General features: G+C 44.2%; 9 protein-coding genes and 3 tRNA genes. 7 read left to right on the top strand and 5 right to left on the bottom strand.

Translation table 11 applies throughout. The annotated features are described in order from the left end of the window. Window positions 1-36: 36 nt before the first annotated feature. The 5 genes from V7O64_RS04105 to lonB all read right to left on the bottom strand — a co-directional run bounded on the left by V7O64_RS04105 (window position 37) and on the right by lonB (window position 7,924). Window positions 37-843 (bottom strand): response regulator, encoded by an 807-nt coding sequence (locus tag V7O64_RS04105; protein ID WP_407356756.1) that lies wholly within the window; start codon window positions 841-843, stop codon window positions 37-39. Continuing rightward, the gene (locus tag V7O64_RS04100; protein ID WP_407356755.1) at window positions 843-2,894 is read right to left on the bottom strand and encodes a CHASE4 domain-containing protein; all 2,052 of its coding nucleotides are present in this window, start codon (window positions 2,892-2,894) and stop codon (window positions 843-845) included. Before V7O64_RS04100 ends, V7O64_RS04105 begins: the two co-directional genes overlap by 1 nt. Before the next feature lie 430 nt (window positions 2,895-3,324). Then, window positions 3,325-4,635, bottom strand: a complete 1,311-nt coding sequence (locus V7O64_RS04095; RefSeq protein WP_407356754.1) for a TldD/PmbA family protein — start codon at window positions 4,633-4,635, stop codon at window positions 3,325-3,327. A 1-nt stretch (window position 4,636) separates the two neighbouring features. After that, entirely contained in the window at window positions 4,637-5,968 is a 1,332-nt protein-coding gene (locus V7O64_RS04090; RefSeq protein WP_407356753.1) for a TldD/PmbA family protein, read from the bottom strand. Between the two features lie 54 nt (window positions 5,969-6,022). Further along, window positions 6,023-7,924 (bottom strand): ATP-dependent protease LonB, encoded by a 1,902-nt coding sequence (lonB, locus tag V7O64_RS04085; RefSeq protein ID WP_407356752.1) that lies wholly within the window; start codon window positions 7,922-7,924, stop codon window positions 6,023-6,025. A gap of 176 nt (window positions 7,925-8,100) precedes the next feature. Between lonB and V7O64_RS04080 the strand changes: the two genes are divergently transcribed. The 7 genes from V7O64_RS04080 (at window position 8,101) to V7O64_RS04050 (ending at window position 17,530) form a co-directional block, all read left to right on the top strand. Continuing rightward, window positions 8,101-8,547 carry a hypothetical protein gene (locus tag V7O64_RS04080; RefSeq protein ID WP_407356751.1) on the top strand — a complete coding sequence of 149 codons (447 nt, stop codon included), beginning with the start codon at window positions 8,101-8,103 and terminating at the stop codon, window positions 8,545-8,547. Between the two features lie 426 nt (window positions 8,548-8,973). After that, window positions 8,974-9,050 (top strand) — tRNA-Val (locus V7O64_RS04075). Between the two features lie 64 nt (window positions 9,051-9,114). Next, a tRNA-Phe gene (locus V7O64_RS04070) sits at window positions 9,115-9,187 on the top strand. A gap of 12 nt (window positions 9,188-9,199) precedes the next feature. Then, window positions 9,200-9,271 (top strand) — tRNA-Gly (locus V7O64_RS04065). A gap of 262 nt (window positions 9,272-9,533) precedes the next feature. After that, window positions 9,534-13,658, top strand: coding sequence for a PAS domain S-box protein (locus V7O64_RS04060; RefSeq protein WP_407356750.1), 4,125 nt, complete (start codon window positions 9,534-9,536; stop codon window positions 13,656-13,658). A 344-nt stretch (window positions 13,659-14,002) separates the two neighbouring features. Continuing rightward, window positions 14,003-16,576, top strand: a complete 2,574-nt coding sequence (locus tag V7O64_RS04055; protein ID WP_407356749.1) for a transporter substrate-binding domain-containing protein — start codon at window positions 14,003-14,005, stop codon at window positions 16,574-16,576. Window positions 16,577-16,747: 171 nt separating this feature from the next. Next, entirely contained in the window at window positions 16,748-17,530 is a 783-nt protein-coding gene (locus tag V7O64_RS04050) for an epoxyqueuosine reductase (RefSeq protein ID WP_407356748.1), read from the top strand. The last annotated feature ends 21 nt before the right edge of the window (window positions 17,531-17,551 follow it).

Raw genomic sequence — 17,551 nt, 5'->3', positions numbered from 1 at the left:
TAAAAAGAGTTTATCTGAGATCATTCAGCAAGGTCTTCAACTATAGGATACTTCAAAGCTCCTGAATGACCTTTCGATCTCTTTCCTGTCGGAGATATCGTAGAAGATGATAACAGCTCCAATGGTCTCATTACGCTTGTTCGTGACCGGGGAGCCGATGATGTCAAGTGGTATACGGGTATTGTCTTTTGAGATGAGCGTGGTGTTCTCATCAAGACCGAAAAAAGCACCTTCTCTCAGAACCTTTGATGTGGGATCTTCAGCAATTCTGTTATCTTCGGTAATAACTTTGAATATCTTGCCGATATTCTGGCCCAGGGCCTCCTCCTGGCAGTATCCGGTAAGTGCCATGGCAAGAGGATTCATATATTTTATGATACCGTTCCTGTCGGTTGATATGACCGCATCACCAATACTATTCAGCATAGCGTTGATACAGTTCTCATGATCGGACAGTTTTTCCTTCTCCCTTTCTCTTTTATAGAGTGCTATCTCTATGTTCGTACGAAGCTCTCTTTCATCAAAGGGTTTGAGGATGTGTCCGAAAGGTTCTGTGAGCTTTGCTCTTTGCAGGGTCCTCTCGTCCGAATAAGCTGTAAGGTAGATGACCGGTATGCCGTAGTTCTCGTGTATGGTCCTTGCAGCTTCTATGCCATCTATTTTTCCTTTGAGGACAATGTCCATGAGTATAAGGTCCGGATGGCAATGGTCAACAGATGTGATGGCCTCCTCTCCACTGGAAGCCATACAGGGCACTGAATATCCGAAATGTTCAAGACTATCCTTTATATCCAGAGCTACTATTTTCTCATCTTCGACAATCATTATCCTTTCATTGGTCATCAGTAGTCCCTTCTTTTATAGGATAGCTCTTTGAATATGATCTTAAATTCAGTACCATTGTCTCTCTTAAGTTCGATCCTTCCTTCTATCTGTTCAACCAGAGAGACAACTATCTGCATTCCTAATGACTCAGTATTTGTAAAGTCAATATCTTCCGGAAATCCTATTCCGTTATCCCTGATGGTCAGCGCATAAAGCCCATTATCTTCAGGACGCAACTCTATTTGTATTTTCCCTTTATGGTTCTTAAAAGCATGCTTCAGGGCATTTGATACTATCTCATTTATGATAAGTCCCAGAGGAATGGCAGTATCAATGCTCTGTATTACGTTTTTAATATTTATATCAATTTTGATATCTTCAGGTTCACACCCATATGCACTAAGTAAGTAATTTGAAAGTGTACTTACGTAATTTTCAAGCTCGATATTCTCCAGATCATGGGACTGGTAGAGTTTTTCATGGGCAATTGCCATCATCTTTGCACGATTCTGACTCTCTCTGAAAGCTTCGACCGTTTCTTCATCCGTGAATTTTCTTGATTGAAGTCGCAACAGACTTGATATTATCTGGAGGTTGTTCTTTACGCGATGATGTATCTCTTTGAGAAGCACATCTTTTCTGCGCATCTCCTCGGCCTGCTTTATCTCGGTTATGTCCTTTATGACAGCCATAACCTCATCCTCGCCGCAGACCACCACCCTTACTTCAAAATCCCTCATCTCTCCCTTTACAGGCATGGTGTATTGCATGGTCTGTATCTTATTAGTCCAAAGAGCCTGCTCTATCACTTTAAGTTCCATGGTAGCTATGTGTGCAGGCAGTACATCCTGCAGATTGATATTAAGTTCTGTTTCCGGGGACTCGTAGAGGCATTTATCAGTTGAGAGTTTATAATTGCAGATTGTGCCATCCTTTTTTATCCGGAACATCATATCAGGCATTGCCTGTAAAATGGCATTTATGGTAGTATCTCGCTTCAATATAAGGTCCTGAGACCTTTCAAGCGATTCAAGCATACTGTTTATGGATTCTCCCAACCCTGCAACCTCGTCATCCCCTTCATATGGGACCCTCTTTGAAAAATCTCCTTTTTCTCCGATGTTCCTTACTTCATCACGGAGTATTTTGAGGCGGGATATGTGCGATCTTTCAAGCAGTATCGTGACAGAGGTACCAAAGATGATGCCTGTAAGGATTAAAAAGATAAGGAAATAGTTGATAGTGTTTATGCCCTGCTGGTGTATATCCCGGAGTGTAGCTGTTTCCAGGGAAAAAGCCTCTTTTCCGTATATGTCATTGAAATGCACATATGAGAATATGTATGTGTTATCAGTTGAGGTACCTATGATTGTTTTTTCGTATTGCTGATCGATATTATAGGCAAATGGATGGGCAGTGCTGTTATTCCCTTTATGGTCGCTGAGGTCTTTTACACTTATCTTCTGTCCGGTTATACCTTGCAACCTTTTTATCTCACCATCATCAATTATCCTTCCCGTTAGCACAGTTCCTGCAACAGGTCCGCTCTTGTCACTTCGGACAACCGGTTGTGAGGTTATGATTATGGGTTTGCCTTCAAGTATGAGGAATCCTGTCTTTGAGCTGCTCTCACTGGTATGTTCCAGTAGTGAGGTAGTCTCTTCAAGATGTTTTTCCAGTTCAGTGACAGGTCCTTCATTTATCATGTCCGCAATGACCGTTTTTTTGTAGACCTGCTCACCTTCCTCATCGTAGAAAAGCATAAAATCCAGTCTCTGGTTGTAAAAGGTCTCGCTTGTGAGATATTTTTCAGCAAATTCGCTGCTATTTTCCTGGACGAACATGTAAGTCTCATCCCATACTGACCAATCTGAAGCTTTTTTTTCAAGGTCATGGGCCTGTGACAGGAGGATATTCTTCAGGCAATCGGCATTTTTTCTGGCATCCCTTTCTTCCAGTTTGTCAAAACTCTCAATTATAATGAAATGCGAGCTCAGGTATATGATGAAGATCATTCCTAAAATCGTTGCACCAATGATGCCCAGGGTTTTTTTGTGTAAAGTCGCCATTTGCTCGCCTTGATAGGAATACTACAGTTCATCATTGTTTTTAGTGTAATATAACTCCCTTATAATTTATATGCATATATAATTGTTTCTAAGTTTTCGGCATATTTGCAAAGTAGACTCTTTTAAGTATGGCTACAATTTTATAAAAATATCTATCTCTAATATAATGCAAACTATAGGAAAATTTACTGTTTGGTAAATATCCGTTTCAGCGATTTGCTCTAAAAAGAAGAAGAAGAAAATGAAATAAAACTACGGGCTAAAACATGTTATCAATAATTTGTGAACCGCAGATACACTCACCTCTTACAGAGTTTAGCAGGCACTCAACTTCGTAGGAGGGGAATGTATCCGTATCTATCTGTGGTTTATTAATAAAGAAAGGATTTCTACAGAGCCAAAATACGGATATTTCTCACATACTTTAGGTTCAGCCTATTACACTTATGTCCGAAACCCTTATGGATGGAGTTATAGTTCCACCTACCTTCCTTATATCCTTGCCTGCACCGTTGATGTTCTTAAGCATTTCGAAGATATTTCCGGAGATCATAAGTGACTTGATAGGTTTGTCAAGTTGCCCGTCCTTTACAGTAAAGGCATTCCTTGCCTCCACAGAGAAATCCCCGGATATAGCATTTGCTGTATGGGCGCCTATGACCGTGTTTACGTAAACGCCACTTTCAGTATCAGCTACCACATCACACTGCGGGAAATCAATTATAAGGTTCCTGGTTCCCACCGAAGGTGTGGATAGATAGGAATTGCGGGATGCGTTGCCGGTACTTTCCACGTTGTCCTTTCCTGCTGTGTAGGTGTCATAAAGGTATGACATGAATTCCCCTTTCTCTATCACAGTTGTCTTCTGTGATGCAACTCCCTCATCATCGGCAACGCCGGTCTCAATGCCTCCTTCCAGAATTCCGTCATCATATATTGACAGGTCTTTGTTTGCTATTATTTCCCCTCTCTTTCCAATCAGATTTGAACGTCCTTTCTGAACGTTGTCAGCGTCTATGGAAGGTATGAACGCATTCTCTATAAGGTCTGAGAATGCGAAGGGATGAAGGATGACCTCTGTCCTGTGGGCTTCAATGGCTATTGTGTCCTGGGATCTTTTAGCAAGCTTAGAAGCATTCTTGCCAATGCACGTAAAGTCGATATCATTCCGGCGTGATATCGCAAAATCATAGGCAGTAGATGTCTGGCCGGAACTGGTGATCACATCTACGAATCCTGATACACCGGTTCCTTCTTCTGATATTTCAATTCCGTTAGTGTTCAGTATGAGTCTTTTCCCATGACTACGACTGAAACTGCCGGAAGTGACTATGATGCCTGGTATGGTCTTTGCTCCCTCCATCATTTCCATGGTATGTCCGATGCAGTCATCAAGCTCCATGTTCTTTATATGAGGGTCCATTATACCTGAAACTTCGGGATATTTCTGATCGGATGGCAATGATCTCCAGTCGGGATCGCTGTCCTGTATCTTTGCAGAGCTGACGGCATTTTGGGCAGCCTCATCAATGTGGCTCATTATATTGGTGCTTGCAAAGCCTATAGCACCGTTTACTACAGCACGTATCCCTATGCCTGTTGTAATGTTTTCTTTTGCTCCTTCTATGACATCCTTCTGTATGCTGACGGCTGTCTTCTGGCTATGGATGATATATACTTCAGCCTCTGAGGCACCGTATTTTGTGGCTGCCCTGAGGGCTTTTTTGGCAAGGTCGTACATATCAGGCACCTCCCACCATGGCTTGTGATATCATCAGGTGGGGAGAACCGTCGGTCACAGGCACAAGCTGCCCGCCCTTACCACATCTTCCCGAATTCATTTTCAGGTCATTGCCAACCATCTTCACATTGTTCAGTATTTCCAGTATCTTCCCGGAGAGTGAGACGTCCCTTATCAATGTCGTAAGTTTCCCATCTTCTATCAGGTAACCCTTTTCCGCATTGAACTGGAAGACTCCTTCACCGGTGTTCACCTGTCCTCCCCTGGAGCCTATAAGATACATTCCATTACCTATTTCCTCCAGCATTTCCCCGAATTCTGAGTTGCCGTTGTCTATATATGTATTGCTCATACGCACAATGGGCCGGGAGTGCCCCTGCGCACGACAATGTCCGGGTGTGCCTCCCAGTTTGGCGGCTGTTTCCCTGGAATGCAGGTATGAACTCAGTGTGCCATTCTCTATGATCGTAGTCTTTTCTGATTGTGCTCCTTCATCGTCAAAGGGAAAATAACCGTATTCATGCATTGTGGGATCATCGACAATTGTGACCAGGGGGGAAGCAATACTTTGACCTATGCGGTCTTCAAGTACCGAACTCCCTTCCAGCACAAGGTCTGCTTCAGATGCATGTCCCACAGCCTCATGGGCAAAGACTCCGGCAAGTTCCGGGTCAAGTATGACTGGCATGTTCCCTCCTTTTGCCGGTTTTGCATCAAGGAGCTGTAATGCGCTCTTTGCAGCTTCTTCTGCCAGCTCTGCAGCATTATATTTGTCAAAGATCTCATACCCTGTGATACCAAAACGACTTTCCCTGCCTGCCTGGTAAATGCCGTTCCTTGATGCCACCGCACTTATAGCAAAGCCTGTGCGCACAATATCATATTCACCCTCTATACCAGTAGAGTCGGTGTACATTATCCTGTATGATGATTCGCTATAGGCGGCACTGGTGCTGCTGATTCCTTCCTTTTTGGCGTGTTTGCCAAACTCTTTAAGGTTACTTACCTTTTCTTCAAGGGATATGTCCATGGGGTTCTTCTTCACTTTTGGGAGGTTGCTTACAACAGGTTTTGCTATTTCTTTGATCAGCACCTTTTCTTTAGGCGATTTCTCATCCATGCTCACTGCCAGCTCTGAAGCTGCACGTATCGCTTTTTCAATATCGAAGTCCCCGTCAGCGGATGTGAATCCCCAGGAACCTCCCTTCAATGCACGCACTGCAGCTCCTTTTGTAAAATTGACGGATATCTGCTCTATCTTTCCATTATCAAGGACAATGGATGTGGTGGTTCCCTCTATGATCCTTGTATCAAAAAAGTCTACACTCTGCATGATCTTTTTTCCTCCCGGTATAAATAAAATATAAATTAAATGAGAGTCCCTGCTTCATGCAGGGACTACCTCAGGCATATCTGCGCTGACCTTGAGATTGCTCAGGTTTTTGAGCTTCTCAACTATCCTGTTTTTATCAGGACCTACAAGACTGTGCTCTATAACCTCGATTATGTTGGTTACCGGAACTATCTCTATGATGTCTTTGTATGCTTCTTCGATAAGAACATCATCCTCATTGGATTTTGGGATAATGACTTTCTTGATTCCGGCTCTTGCAGCAGCTTCTATTTTGTAGGTAGCACCACCGATAGGTAGTACGTCTCCTCTGACAGACAGAGAACCTGTCATTGCTACTGCCTGGTCTATCGGAATATTCTCAAGGGCTGATATTACGGCAGTTGCTATGGATATGGATGCACTGTCACCTTCCACCCCTTCATATGTTCCGATGAACTGGATGTGAATGTCACGGTTCATTATATCCTTGCCTGTGACGTTCTTGATCACTGCAGATACATTCTGCACGGCTTCCTTTGCTATATCCTTCAGCATTCCTGTTGCAATTACTTTGCCTTCGGTGTTGGATAGTGCCGGTGTCACTCCTGCCATTATTGGCAGAACGATACCTGAATCCCCGCCCATGACTGCAAGGCCGTTGACCCTTCCTATGGCACCGCCTGTTTTCTGGAATAGCTGGTAGTCATTCTTGCGTTCCAGGTAATTATCGGCAAGCTGTTGTTCTATGGACCTTGCCATCTTCTTTGCTGCAAGCACATGTTTTGCAGTGGCCACAGCTGCGTCTTCTGAGTGTGCGATGTCACCGGCCACCCTTACAAGCCCCCCGAGGTCACGGAGTTTCAGGGTCAGGTGACCCTTTCTTCCCGCTCTTCTCTGTGCCTCCCTGATCACCTCATCGACCGCACTCTTGTCAAAAGGTGGTATGTGTCCGTCCCTCATGACTTCCTGTGCCACGAACCTTACGAGGTTCTTGCGGTTCTCAGGTGTATCTTGCATGGATTCTCTCATGAATAGTTCGTATCCGTAACCCTTTATACGTGATCTGAGTGCAGGATGCATCTTCTCCATTGCATCAAGATTACCTGCAGCCACCATGATGAAATCACATGGAACCGGTTCTGTCTTTACAAGGGCACCAGAACTCCTTTCGGATTGTCCTGTGATCGGATACTCCTTTTCCTGCAGGGCTGTCAGCAGGCTCTGCTGGGATTCAAGGCTCAGGGTGTTTATCTCATCTATGAAGAGCACGCCTTTGTGTGATTTGTGAATATCACCGCTCTCTACCCTGTCGTGTGCCGGTGTCTCAAGTCCTCCTGACTGGAACGGGTCATGTCTCACATCACCAAGCAGTGCACCTGCATGTGTACCTGTAGCATCCAAAAACGGTGCGTGCTCCTTCTGGTAGTTGGAAACTATCAGTTTAGGGATCATCATCTCTTCTTTTGGCATGAACTGGCGTGTCAGGAGCAGTATCATTATTGCAGCTATGATACCCCATAAAAGCTGACCCACATAGAATGAATAGATTATTATTCCAAATACCAGTATCATCATGAGCATGTTACGCGACTGGGCCTTTTTCTGGGCTTCCAGTTTGTGTGCCATGACGATCTCCCTCCCCTTCCCGGCCGGAACCGAGCGTATCTTGGGATTGTTACTGTCCTCCGGATTAGGATATGCCATTATATCCTGCAACTCTTCTTTTGGAAGAAGTTCGGCCATTGCCTTTGCCAGTAATGATTTACCAGTACCGGGGCTGCCTATCATCATAACATGCCTTCTCTGGCTGGCTGCTTTTTTTACCACCTCCACAGCATGTTCCTGTCCGATTATCTGGTCTATCAGAAGCTCGGGAACATCAATGGAGTCTGTGGTATGGAAATTGTCTCCATAAAGTTCAATCTCTTCGCTAGGAGTAGTGATCTCTTTTTCCATAGTCATCTCACAAGGTTTAATGTTGTTCACAGTTGTACGTACAAAATATATACTTGACGGTTTTTATAACTATGTAAATCTTATCTATGGTATTTAAGTTGTGAGTAAAGTTAATATGGCTATAGTGGCATCAGAATATAAGAATCTATGCATCTTTTCATCCCGGGTCTGATATAATGAAGCTGGCAGCCTTCCTGATCTTTGCATTCCTCATCTTCGTTATTTCATTTTCGGTTACCAACGATATCATTTCAAATGAAGGTGAATATCTGCAGTTCAACCAGGTCTCTGTGAGATTTCAGGGAACCGATGCAGTAATATCAGTATCATACAGCCTTGATATGTTCTCCAGTATGTATGTCCTTTTGCTGGGAGCACATAATCTGGAGCCTGCCCTTGATACGTTTTTCCTGGATTTTGGAGAGGTGGAGGTACTTGAGCTTGGAAAGGACAATGCAGTTGTCTTTGCCAGGGACGTGTCACGTATCAATGATGCATACTATCTCCACGATTCCCATGCACTGGGAAGTAATGTAAAGGTCCTGACTCTTATATACCCTGACGGTTCCACCAGAAGTATCTCCGGTGCCAGCTCCACACCAGATACATTCTACAGTGAGTAGTCATTGTTCTTTGTGAGTGGTCATTGTTCTTTATATGTATGCTTCTCTTGGACACAGCTGATTTGGTCTGCCGTTCATACAGTATGCTTATGCCGCAGGTGTTGGACTATGAATGTAATAGACAGATAGACCGGGTGTTTTTGCACAAAGTACCCTTCAGTATCTGCTCATGCAAACCGGCATGACAGGTGGATAAGGAACCGGATCTGCCTGAAATTTATGGGTATTTTGATGGGCAATATTGCCTGAGAACTATCAGGATTATCGCTCTTTATATGGTAAATGACCATGTTGTATCTGTTTGCCCAAAAGGTTTATTATCTATTATGCATTATGTGGGGTGCTGATAAGCGCCAAGGCATGCGATAATAGCATTGAAGTGCCATTAAGCAGCAAGGTGTTTACGGTTATTAGTTAACTGCTCATGGGCTCGTGGTCTAGCTGGTCATGACGTCGCCTTGACATGGCGGAGGTCGGGTGTTCGAATCTCCCCGGGCCCACCATCAACATTCAAAGAACAGTTAACTTTAAATCCAAAAGCAACATTTAGGTGCTTCGGGTCATGATGCCCAGGTAGCTCAGTTGGGAGAGCGCTGCCCTGAAGAGGCAGTTGTCCCCGGTTCAAGTCCGGGTCTGGGCACCTAAACGAAGAACATCAGTAGTGTAGCGGTCATCACCTGGCGTTGCCAACGCTAGAACCCGGGTTCGAATCCCGGCTGATGTACTTTTCTTTTTATGTTTTTGTCAGTTATCTGTTGTTTTATCAGTTATCTGTTGTTTTATTAGTTATCTGTTCTTTTTTTACTCATCAGGCATTATTTCTATGATGATGTGTAACATCGTAACATAAAGTGCACTGACAATGTATATATATCCCATAATATTATATTGTGTTCTAAATATTAAATCATGAAAATCGTTTTCCAGCATTTCCCTGGTATTCATTAAAGGAACTGCTCGCTTATTCAATGCACAGGAAGTAATCGATGCAAAAAAGATCATCATCAGAGGATTATCAGATATTTTCAACGTATGAGAGAAAAACTGCCATACACGATATGTGCAGAAAGGACATGTTAAAAACAGTTCTTGATGCCCTGACTCATCCTTTTTTGCTGATAGATGCCAAAGATCATACCATCAAGCTTGCAAACTCTTTTGCAAAAAGCCATTTCAATATAGGTCCGGATAGCAAATGTTATGAGGCAAGCCATATGCTTTGCAAGCCCTGCAGCGGTTCTGATCATCCATGTCCACTGGAAGAGATAAGGAGGACTGGCAGATCTGCAAGAACAGAGCATGTTCACATTGATATAAATGGCAGGGAAACAAATGTTGAGGTAAGTGCTTATCCAATTTTTGATGAAGAGGGAAAGCTTGACAGTATCATTGAATATTCAATGGACATCACAGATATTAAAAATGCTCAGGAGGAGCTTCTTCTCAGGGAAGCCAGATTAAAGAGCCTGATTGAAATACTTCAGTCTGATCATGATTCTGTTCAGCAGCTACTTGATTTTGCACTCGACCATGCTATCATACTAACAGGAAGCAAGATTGGTTACATCTATCATTACAATGAGGCAAAGAAAGAGTTTACCCTGAACACATGGTCCGGGTCCGTGATGGATGAGTGTGCAATTGTAGATCCTCAAACCGTTTACAAGCTGGAAGGCACCGGTATATGGGGAGAAGCTGTAAGGCAGCGCAAAGCAATCATCATAAACGATTTCAAAGCTCCCAACACCTTGAAAAAAGGATATCCTTCAGGACATGTTGAACTTGATAGATTCATGACGGTACCTATATTCAGAAACGATGAAATCGTTCTGGTTGCAGGGGTTGCGAACAAGGAAAGAGATTATGATGATAACGATGTTCTCCAGCTTACTTTGCTCATGGATTCCGTATGGAACAAGGTTGGACAGATGTTATCTGAGAGTGCATTGAAAGAAAGTGAAGAGAAGTACCGCTTACTTTCGGATGTGACCTTTGAAGGTATCATAATACACGATAAAGGTATCGCCCTTGAGGTCAATGAGGCACTGACACGTATAATCGGTTATTCAAGGGATGAACTGCTGGGAAAGAATGTTATATCAATGTTTATCCACCCTGATGACCATGGGCTTGTCCGGGAAAGGATGGCCAGAGGCATTGCAAAACCCTATGAGATCCGTGGAATACGGAAAGATGGAACTGTTCTGCCACTTGAGATAGAAGCTTATAATATAAATCGTGAAAATCTTCAGGTTAGGGTTGCTGCAGTACGTGACATCACAGAGCGCAAACTTTCTGAGCAACTTTTGAAGGAAAGTGAAGAACGGCATCGCCTTCTGGCCGACAATTCCACAGATGTTATATGGATAATGAACCTGGAAGGGAGATTCACATATGTCAGTCCTTCAGTTGAGAAACTGCGCGGTTATACCCCTGAAGAGGTGATGGTCCAAAAACCTGATGACCTGTTAACCCCTGCTTCATTGCCTTATTATCTGGAAGGTGTGGAAACCGTTACTGAAGCGGTCAATTCAGGAAAATCATTCCCGGCGACAAGAATTGAGCTTGAGCAACCCTGCAAGGATGGTTCGACTGTCTGGACAGAGGCTACTATATCCGGAATGTATGATGAGAATGGGATGTTCATAGGCATTCTGGGTGTCAGCAGGGATATCACAGAACGCAGACAAGCAGCACAGGCCCTCCTTGAGAGCGAGGAAATGTACCGTATGCTTGTAGAGAACCTCAGTGAAATAATCTATGTCCTTGACGAGGAGGGGAGGATCACATACGTATCCCCTAATGTGGAATTGAAAGGAGGATATTCGCCTGCTGAGATGACAGGCAAACGTTTCATCGATTTTGTGCATCCGGAAGACAGGAAAGGACGTACAGAGCAGTTCCGCAAGATTATTTCAGGTGCTAGTGAGCCTACTGAGTATCGTTATATAAGCAAAGATAGCAGGACTATATGGATGAGAACTGCTGCAAGACCTGTGATAAAAGATGGAATATTTACAGGTGTGCAGGGCGTGTTGACCGATGTAACAGACCTCAAGCTTGCAGAGGAAAAATTAATGGGATATGCCAAAGAACTGGAAATCAAGAACCGAAAACTGGATCTGGCTTTGATGAGGGCGGAAGAGGCCACCAGGGTCAAAAGCGAGTTCCTGGCAAACATGTCCCATGAGATACGCACACCCATGAATGGTGTAATCGGCATGACAGGCCTGCTAATGGACACTGAGCTCAATGAAGAACAGATGCATTATGTAGAGACTGTTAAGGCAAGCGGGGAAACGTTGCTTGACATTATTAATGATATACTGGACTTCTCCAAGATAGAGGCAGGTAAACTTGAGCTGGAAATGCTGGATTTTGACCTGCACAGTGTGCTGGATGGTTTTTCTTCTGTGCTGTCTATAAAAGCCCATGACAAAGGACTGGAATTCATCTGTGCTGCAGAACCTGATGTGCCGTCTTATATCCGGGGAGATCCCGGACGTTTGCAGCAGGTACTTACAAATCTTGCCGGTAATGCGATAAAGTTCACAGATAACGGTGAGGTCGTTGTAAGGGTGACCATGGAATACGAGAGTGATTCAGATGTGCTTCTGCGATTCTCTGTCCGGGATACAGGCATCGGCATTCCTGAAGATAAAATGAGCTCTCTTTTTGATCAGTTCTACCAGGTAGATGCTTCCACAACACGACAATATGGGGGCACAGGTCTGGGGCTTGCTATTTCCAGGCAACTTGTGGAAATGATGGGAGGGGAGATTGGTGTTAAGAGTGAGCCAGGCAAAGGCTCAGAGTTCTGGTTCACGCTTGGTTTTGCAAAGTGTAAGGGACAATCTTGCAGGGCTATTCCGGCAGGTGATATTCGGGGTGCACATGTACTTGTGGTGGATGATAATGCTACGAACCGGGAGATACTTATAACCCTCTTGTCTTCCCGGGGTGCACAGACAAGCGGAGCTGTTGACGGTTCTTCAGCACTTGAGGCTCTTTCATGTGCATATGAGGACCATGAGCCTTTCCATGTGGCTATCCTGGATATGCATATGCCTGGTATGGATGGTGTAGCTCTTGCCCGGGCTATCAGGTCAGATGACAGGTTTAAAGATACCTGCCTGATGATGCTGTCCTCTATGGGGCAACTGGCCGGCTCCGGCCAGTTGGACAGGGGCCTTTTTGCAACATTCCTAAATAAACCGGTACGCCAATCTGAACTATTTGATAAGTTATCCACAGTACTGGCCACTGGCTCCCCTAAACAGAATCCCTGCTCAACTGCAGCTTTTCATCCTACAGAGCACAGTTTACCAGTAAAATACTGTGACAATGTGAGGATATTGCTGGCCGAGGACAATATCGTTAACCAGAAAGTGGCACAGAGCATGTTGAAAAAACTTGGACTTCGGTCAGATACTGTGGCTAATGGAGCAGAAGCAGTAAAAGCCCTTGAAATGATCCCTTATGACCTGGTGCTTATGGATGTGCAGATGCCTGAAATGGACGGGCTTGAAGCCACACGGCTCATCCGTGACCCGGGTTCTTTGGTCCTTAACCGGAAGGTGCCTATCATTGCAATGACAGCACATGCAATGAAGGGTGACAGAGAGCGTTTCATTGCAGCCGGAATGGATGATTATATCTCAAAACCCGTTGCTCTGCAGTCTCTTGCAGGGTCACTGGATAGATGGCTTTCACCGGTCCGGACAGTCAACACAGGTAATGATGTCCTTATCACTAATAGGGATAGGACAGAAGGTCCTGTAGTATTTGACAGGCAGGCCCTTCTGGAGAGGATCATGGATGATGAGGAGCTTGCCAGGGGATTGATATTAATCTTCCTTCAGGAAATGCCAAAGATGATCGGTAAGCTAAAAGATTCCATTGACAAGGAAAAAATGTCTGATGTGGTTCATCATGCCCACAGGATAAAAGGCGCGTCTGCAAATCTTGGAGGTCTGGCTCTCAGTGGACTTGCTGCCCGGATAGAAGAGGCCGGTAAAATGGCTGATATTGATGCGATAAGGGATGAGGCTATGGTCTCTGAGATGGAACGGCAGTTCGGAGTACTTGGTGAAATGCTCAGGCAATTGTAACTTATACCGGTAAAACAATTGCAACATATTTGCAGCACAAGCCAGAGTTTGTTACCACTCAATACGATTTAATTGGACCAGGTATAAATATATAAGATTGATATATGCATATATTGAGTATTGAATAGCAGTCGATTACAATTGACGAGTTTTTTTAGCCTTTTGTCTTGAGGCATTATCGCAGATACGGGTCTGATAAAGAAAGTAGTTAAGGAAGAGCATTAAACCCGAGGTAGTCCTTATGGCATTTCAGAATGCAGCTGGCTTGAGCAAACCAGAAGCCCTTTCAACCGGTACTATCATAAGAACAGTTTTAATTTTTACCGCAGTAAGGAGAGTTAACTGTGAACTATAAGAATGGGAATACGATTGGTGCACAACAGGTTCAGGAGGTCAGGATATTTCAAAAAGGACCGAGAATCCATAAAAACCTGCCATGGACACATGTTATCATTGCTATCACTCTCATTCTTTTGATAGCTGTAGGTAATGTAGCAGCATCAGACCTGGTCCTTGTCCGTGCAGATGATAACTATCCTCCTTATGAATTCCTGGATGCAGACGGAAATCCGGCAGGATTCAATATAGAACTGTTTGAAGCCGTTGCTAACACTATGGGTATCAATGCAACTATTGAACCTGGTCCCTGGAGTGAAGTACGGGCTGATCTGGAGGATGGTTCTGCTGATGTCCTGACCGGGATGTACTATTCTCCAAAACGTGCAGAGAATGTACTCTTTTCCACCCCGCATATTGTTGTTTCACATTCCATATTTGTTCGTAAGGGCTCATCTGTAAGAAGTATTGATGATCTTGAAAATGCTGCCATTATTGTGCAGGAAGGGGATATCATGCATGACTATGCACTCAATATAAGTGATCCTTCCAGAATAATAACAGTAAGGGATCAGGAAGATGCCCTTATATTACTCTCATCGGGTCAATATGACGCAGCACTTTTAGGAAAATTGCAGGCAACCTACCATATGAGACAACTCGGGATTGAAAACCTTGAATCAGTCGGACCTTTGATCGAGCCTATGGATTACTGTTTTGCTGTTTCAGAGGGAAATGACCATCTTCTCCAACAACTCAACGAGGGGCTTGCGATTGTAAAACAATCTGGTGAATATGACCGGATATATAAAAAATGGTTTGCAGACCCATATCAGGAAACGACATCTGAGCAGATAGCCGGATATATGTTATTAGTTCTTGTCCCTTTATCAGGTATTGCTATCTTTCTACTGGTCTGGCTCTGGTCAGTCAAACGTCAGGTTGCAAAAAAAACACGGGAGTTGAATGACCAGCTAGATCACCGCAGACAGGCAGAGGAAGCACTAGTGGAAAGTGAAATGAAATACAGGGACCTGGTAGAGAAATCCCATAGCATCATCCTGAAATGGGACAGTCATGGAAAAGTACTGTTCCTTAATGATTTTGGACAGCGCTTATTCGGATATGATGAAGCGCAGATCTTAGGAAGGAACGTGGTTGGTACGATCGTGCCCGAGTATGAAGAGACCGGGCGCAATCTTTCATCTCTCATGAACGACATTTTCCAGCATCCGGAGGAATATGCCAGTAACATCAATGAGAATATCTGCAAAGACGGAAAAAGGGTCTGGATCTCATGGTCGAATAGTCCCATATACGATCATGAAGGGCATGTCATCGGAATGTATAGTGTCGGAGCTGATGTCACCGAGCGCAAGCGGGCTGAAGAGGAACTGCAACGAACCAAAGAAGCGGCAGAAGCTGCCAATATAGCCAAATCAGAATTCCTTGCCAATATGAGCCATGAGATCCGTACACCAATGAACAGTATCATCGGCTTTAACGAAATACTCATGGAAACCGAGCTGAGCGAGGAGCAACGACACTATGTGGAAATAGTTCAGAAAAGTGGAAAAGCATTACTTGATCTTATTGAAGATATCCTTGATTTTTCAAAGATAGAGGCAGGCAAGCTTGAACTGGAGACGCTTGACTTCAACCTGTCAAATATGCTTGAGAGTTTCGTAAACACCATGGATCTGCGCGCAAGCGCCAAAGGATTGAAACTGCTTTTGATCGTGCAAAAGGATGTTCCATTATTATTGCGGGGTGACATGAGCCGTCTGCTCCAGATACTGACCAATCTGACAGGAAACGCTATAAAATTCACATCAAAAGGCCGGGTATCGATCAGGGTCTCGGTGGATTCCATGGATGACGATAATGTCATGCTGCGGTTTAACGTTAGTGATACAGGCATTGGTATTCCCGGGGATAAAATAGAACGCATTTTTGAAAAGTTCACCCAGGCAGACGCCTCGAACACACGTCGTTTTGGTGGTACCGGCCTGGGTCTTGCCATATCCCGGCAACTTGCTGAAATGATGGGAGGAAGCATTGGAGCAACCAGTAAAGCGGGCAGGGGGTCAGATTTCTGGTTTACTGTAAAACTGGAAAAGCAACCCATGTCGCAGACAATTGAAAAGCCGGAGCAGACAGCCCTGTTCCGGAGTAACGAGGGTGGCCTAAATGTTTTGCTGGTAGAGGACAATATAGATAATCAGAAGCTTGCCCATTGTATGTTAAAGAAATTGGGTTTTAATGCAGATTCTGTTGCCAATGGTCTGGAGGCAATAAGGGCTCTTGAGATAATACCATATGACCTTGTATTCATGGATATACAGATGCCTGAGATGGATGGTCTTGAAGCTACAAGGTACATTCGCAATACTGAGTCTGCGGTACTCAATAAGGACATACCGATAATTGCAATGACGGCTTATGCCTTAAAAGGTGACATGGAGCATTTTATCCAGGCAGGGATGGATGATTACATCTCAAAACCGATTTCATTAAAGGCACTTGAAGAATTGCTGGATAAGTGGGGTGATATTATCCTCCAGGCAAGAGGAGCAGCCTGACGTATTCAGATAGAATGACCAATACTGCATATCCGCAACATAAAACCCCTGATGATGTAATATTATCATCAGTATTGGATGTTATCATGGGTAATGAATAATGTCATGACTCTGTTTTATATAGTCAGGTAACAATCTTTGTTATGCAGGTGAAACTGCAGGAGGCAAAAATTGGAGCTTAAAGATGAGATAAGAGCTAAGGCTATGGAAAAAGGATTCCAGCTCTTTGGTGTTTCGGATATGGATAAACTGGAGAGTGTTGAGTTCCCTCCAGGGCGTGGTCTTGAAAAGCCGTCTGATTTCATGGCTGATGCCAGGTCACTTATTGTGATGGGTATGGTGATCTGGGATGAGGGTATGAATGCTGCGATAAGCACGCCGGGAACAGGTGATTTCAGCGGAGGCGAGGCAGAATATTATAATCTCTATTATGAGACCGTGGAAACACGTGCGTGGCGGCTGGCACAGTGGCTCTGGGATGAAAAAGGTATCAAAGCTGCACCTACCCATTCAGTGCATGTGAAAGTGGCGGCATATCTTGCTGGTCTGGGTTTTATAGGCCATAATACCCAGGTGATCACACCTGAATATGGTCCAAGAGTGCGCTGGATAGCTTTACTTAGCACGGCGGAGCTTGAACCGGACAAGCCTTTTACAAGGGATCTGTGTGCAGAACAACCATTGTGCCAGAAAGAATCCCTTTGTGTGAAAGCATGTCCTTATGGTGCGATCATTGCGGGTCCTTCACAGGGAGTGCCGGCCGGGGAGAAAGTGATCTACGATAAATGTGTTGTATCCCACGAACTTGAGAAGGATATAAACAGCAAGTGGGAAAAACACATCCGCAGGATAACGGAACGTGGGTTCATGGAGTGTACCCTGTGCAATCTGGCATGTCCCTATGGAAAAGTGCTTGATGAGGAGATAATACCTAAAAAAAGAGGTCTTTCCTGAACAGTACGTACTGTTCATGGC

Origin of the sequence: Methanolobus sp. WCC5, from assembly GCF_045690325.1 — an archaeon.
GTDB lineage: Archaea > Halobacteriota > Methanosarcinia > Methanosarcinales > Methanosarcinaceae > Methanolobus.
This window is presented reverse-complemented; position numbering and strand designations above follow the sequence as displayed.

Excerpts from the sequence above, each read along its gene's own strand:
- V7O64_RS04080 (WP_407356751.1), top strand. The coding sequence starts at position 8,101 with ATGAAGCTGGCAGCCTTCCTGATCTTTGCATTCCTCATCTTCGTTATT.
- V7O64_RS04105 (WP_407356756.1), bottom strand. The coding sequence starts at position 843 with ATGACCAATGAAAGGATAATGATTGTCGAAGATGAGAAAATAGTAGCT.
- V7O64_RS04060 (WP_407356750.1), top strand. The coding sequence starts at position 9,534 with ATGCAAAAAAGATCATCATCAGAGGATTATCAGATATTTTCAACGTAT.
- V7O64_RS04100 (WP_407356755.1), bottom strand. The coding sequence starts at position 2,894 with ATGGCGACTTTACACAAAAAAACCCTGGGCATCATTGGTGCAACGATT.
- lonB (WP_407356752.1), bottom strand. The coding sequence starts at position 7,924 with ATGGAAAAAGAGATCACTACTCCTAGCGAAGAGATTGAACTTTATGGA.
- V7O64_RS04095 (WP_407356754.1), bottom strand. The coding sequence starts at position 4,635 with ATGTACGACCTTGCCAAAAAAGCCCTCAGGGCAGCCACAAAATACGGT.
- V7O64_RS04090 (WP_407356753.1), bottom strand. The coding sequence starts at position 5,968 with ATGCAGAGTGTAGACTTTTTTGATACAAGGATCATAGAGGGAACCACC.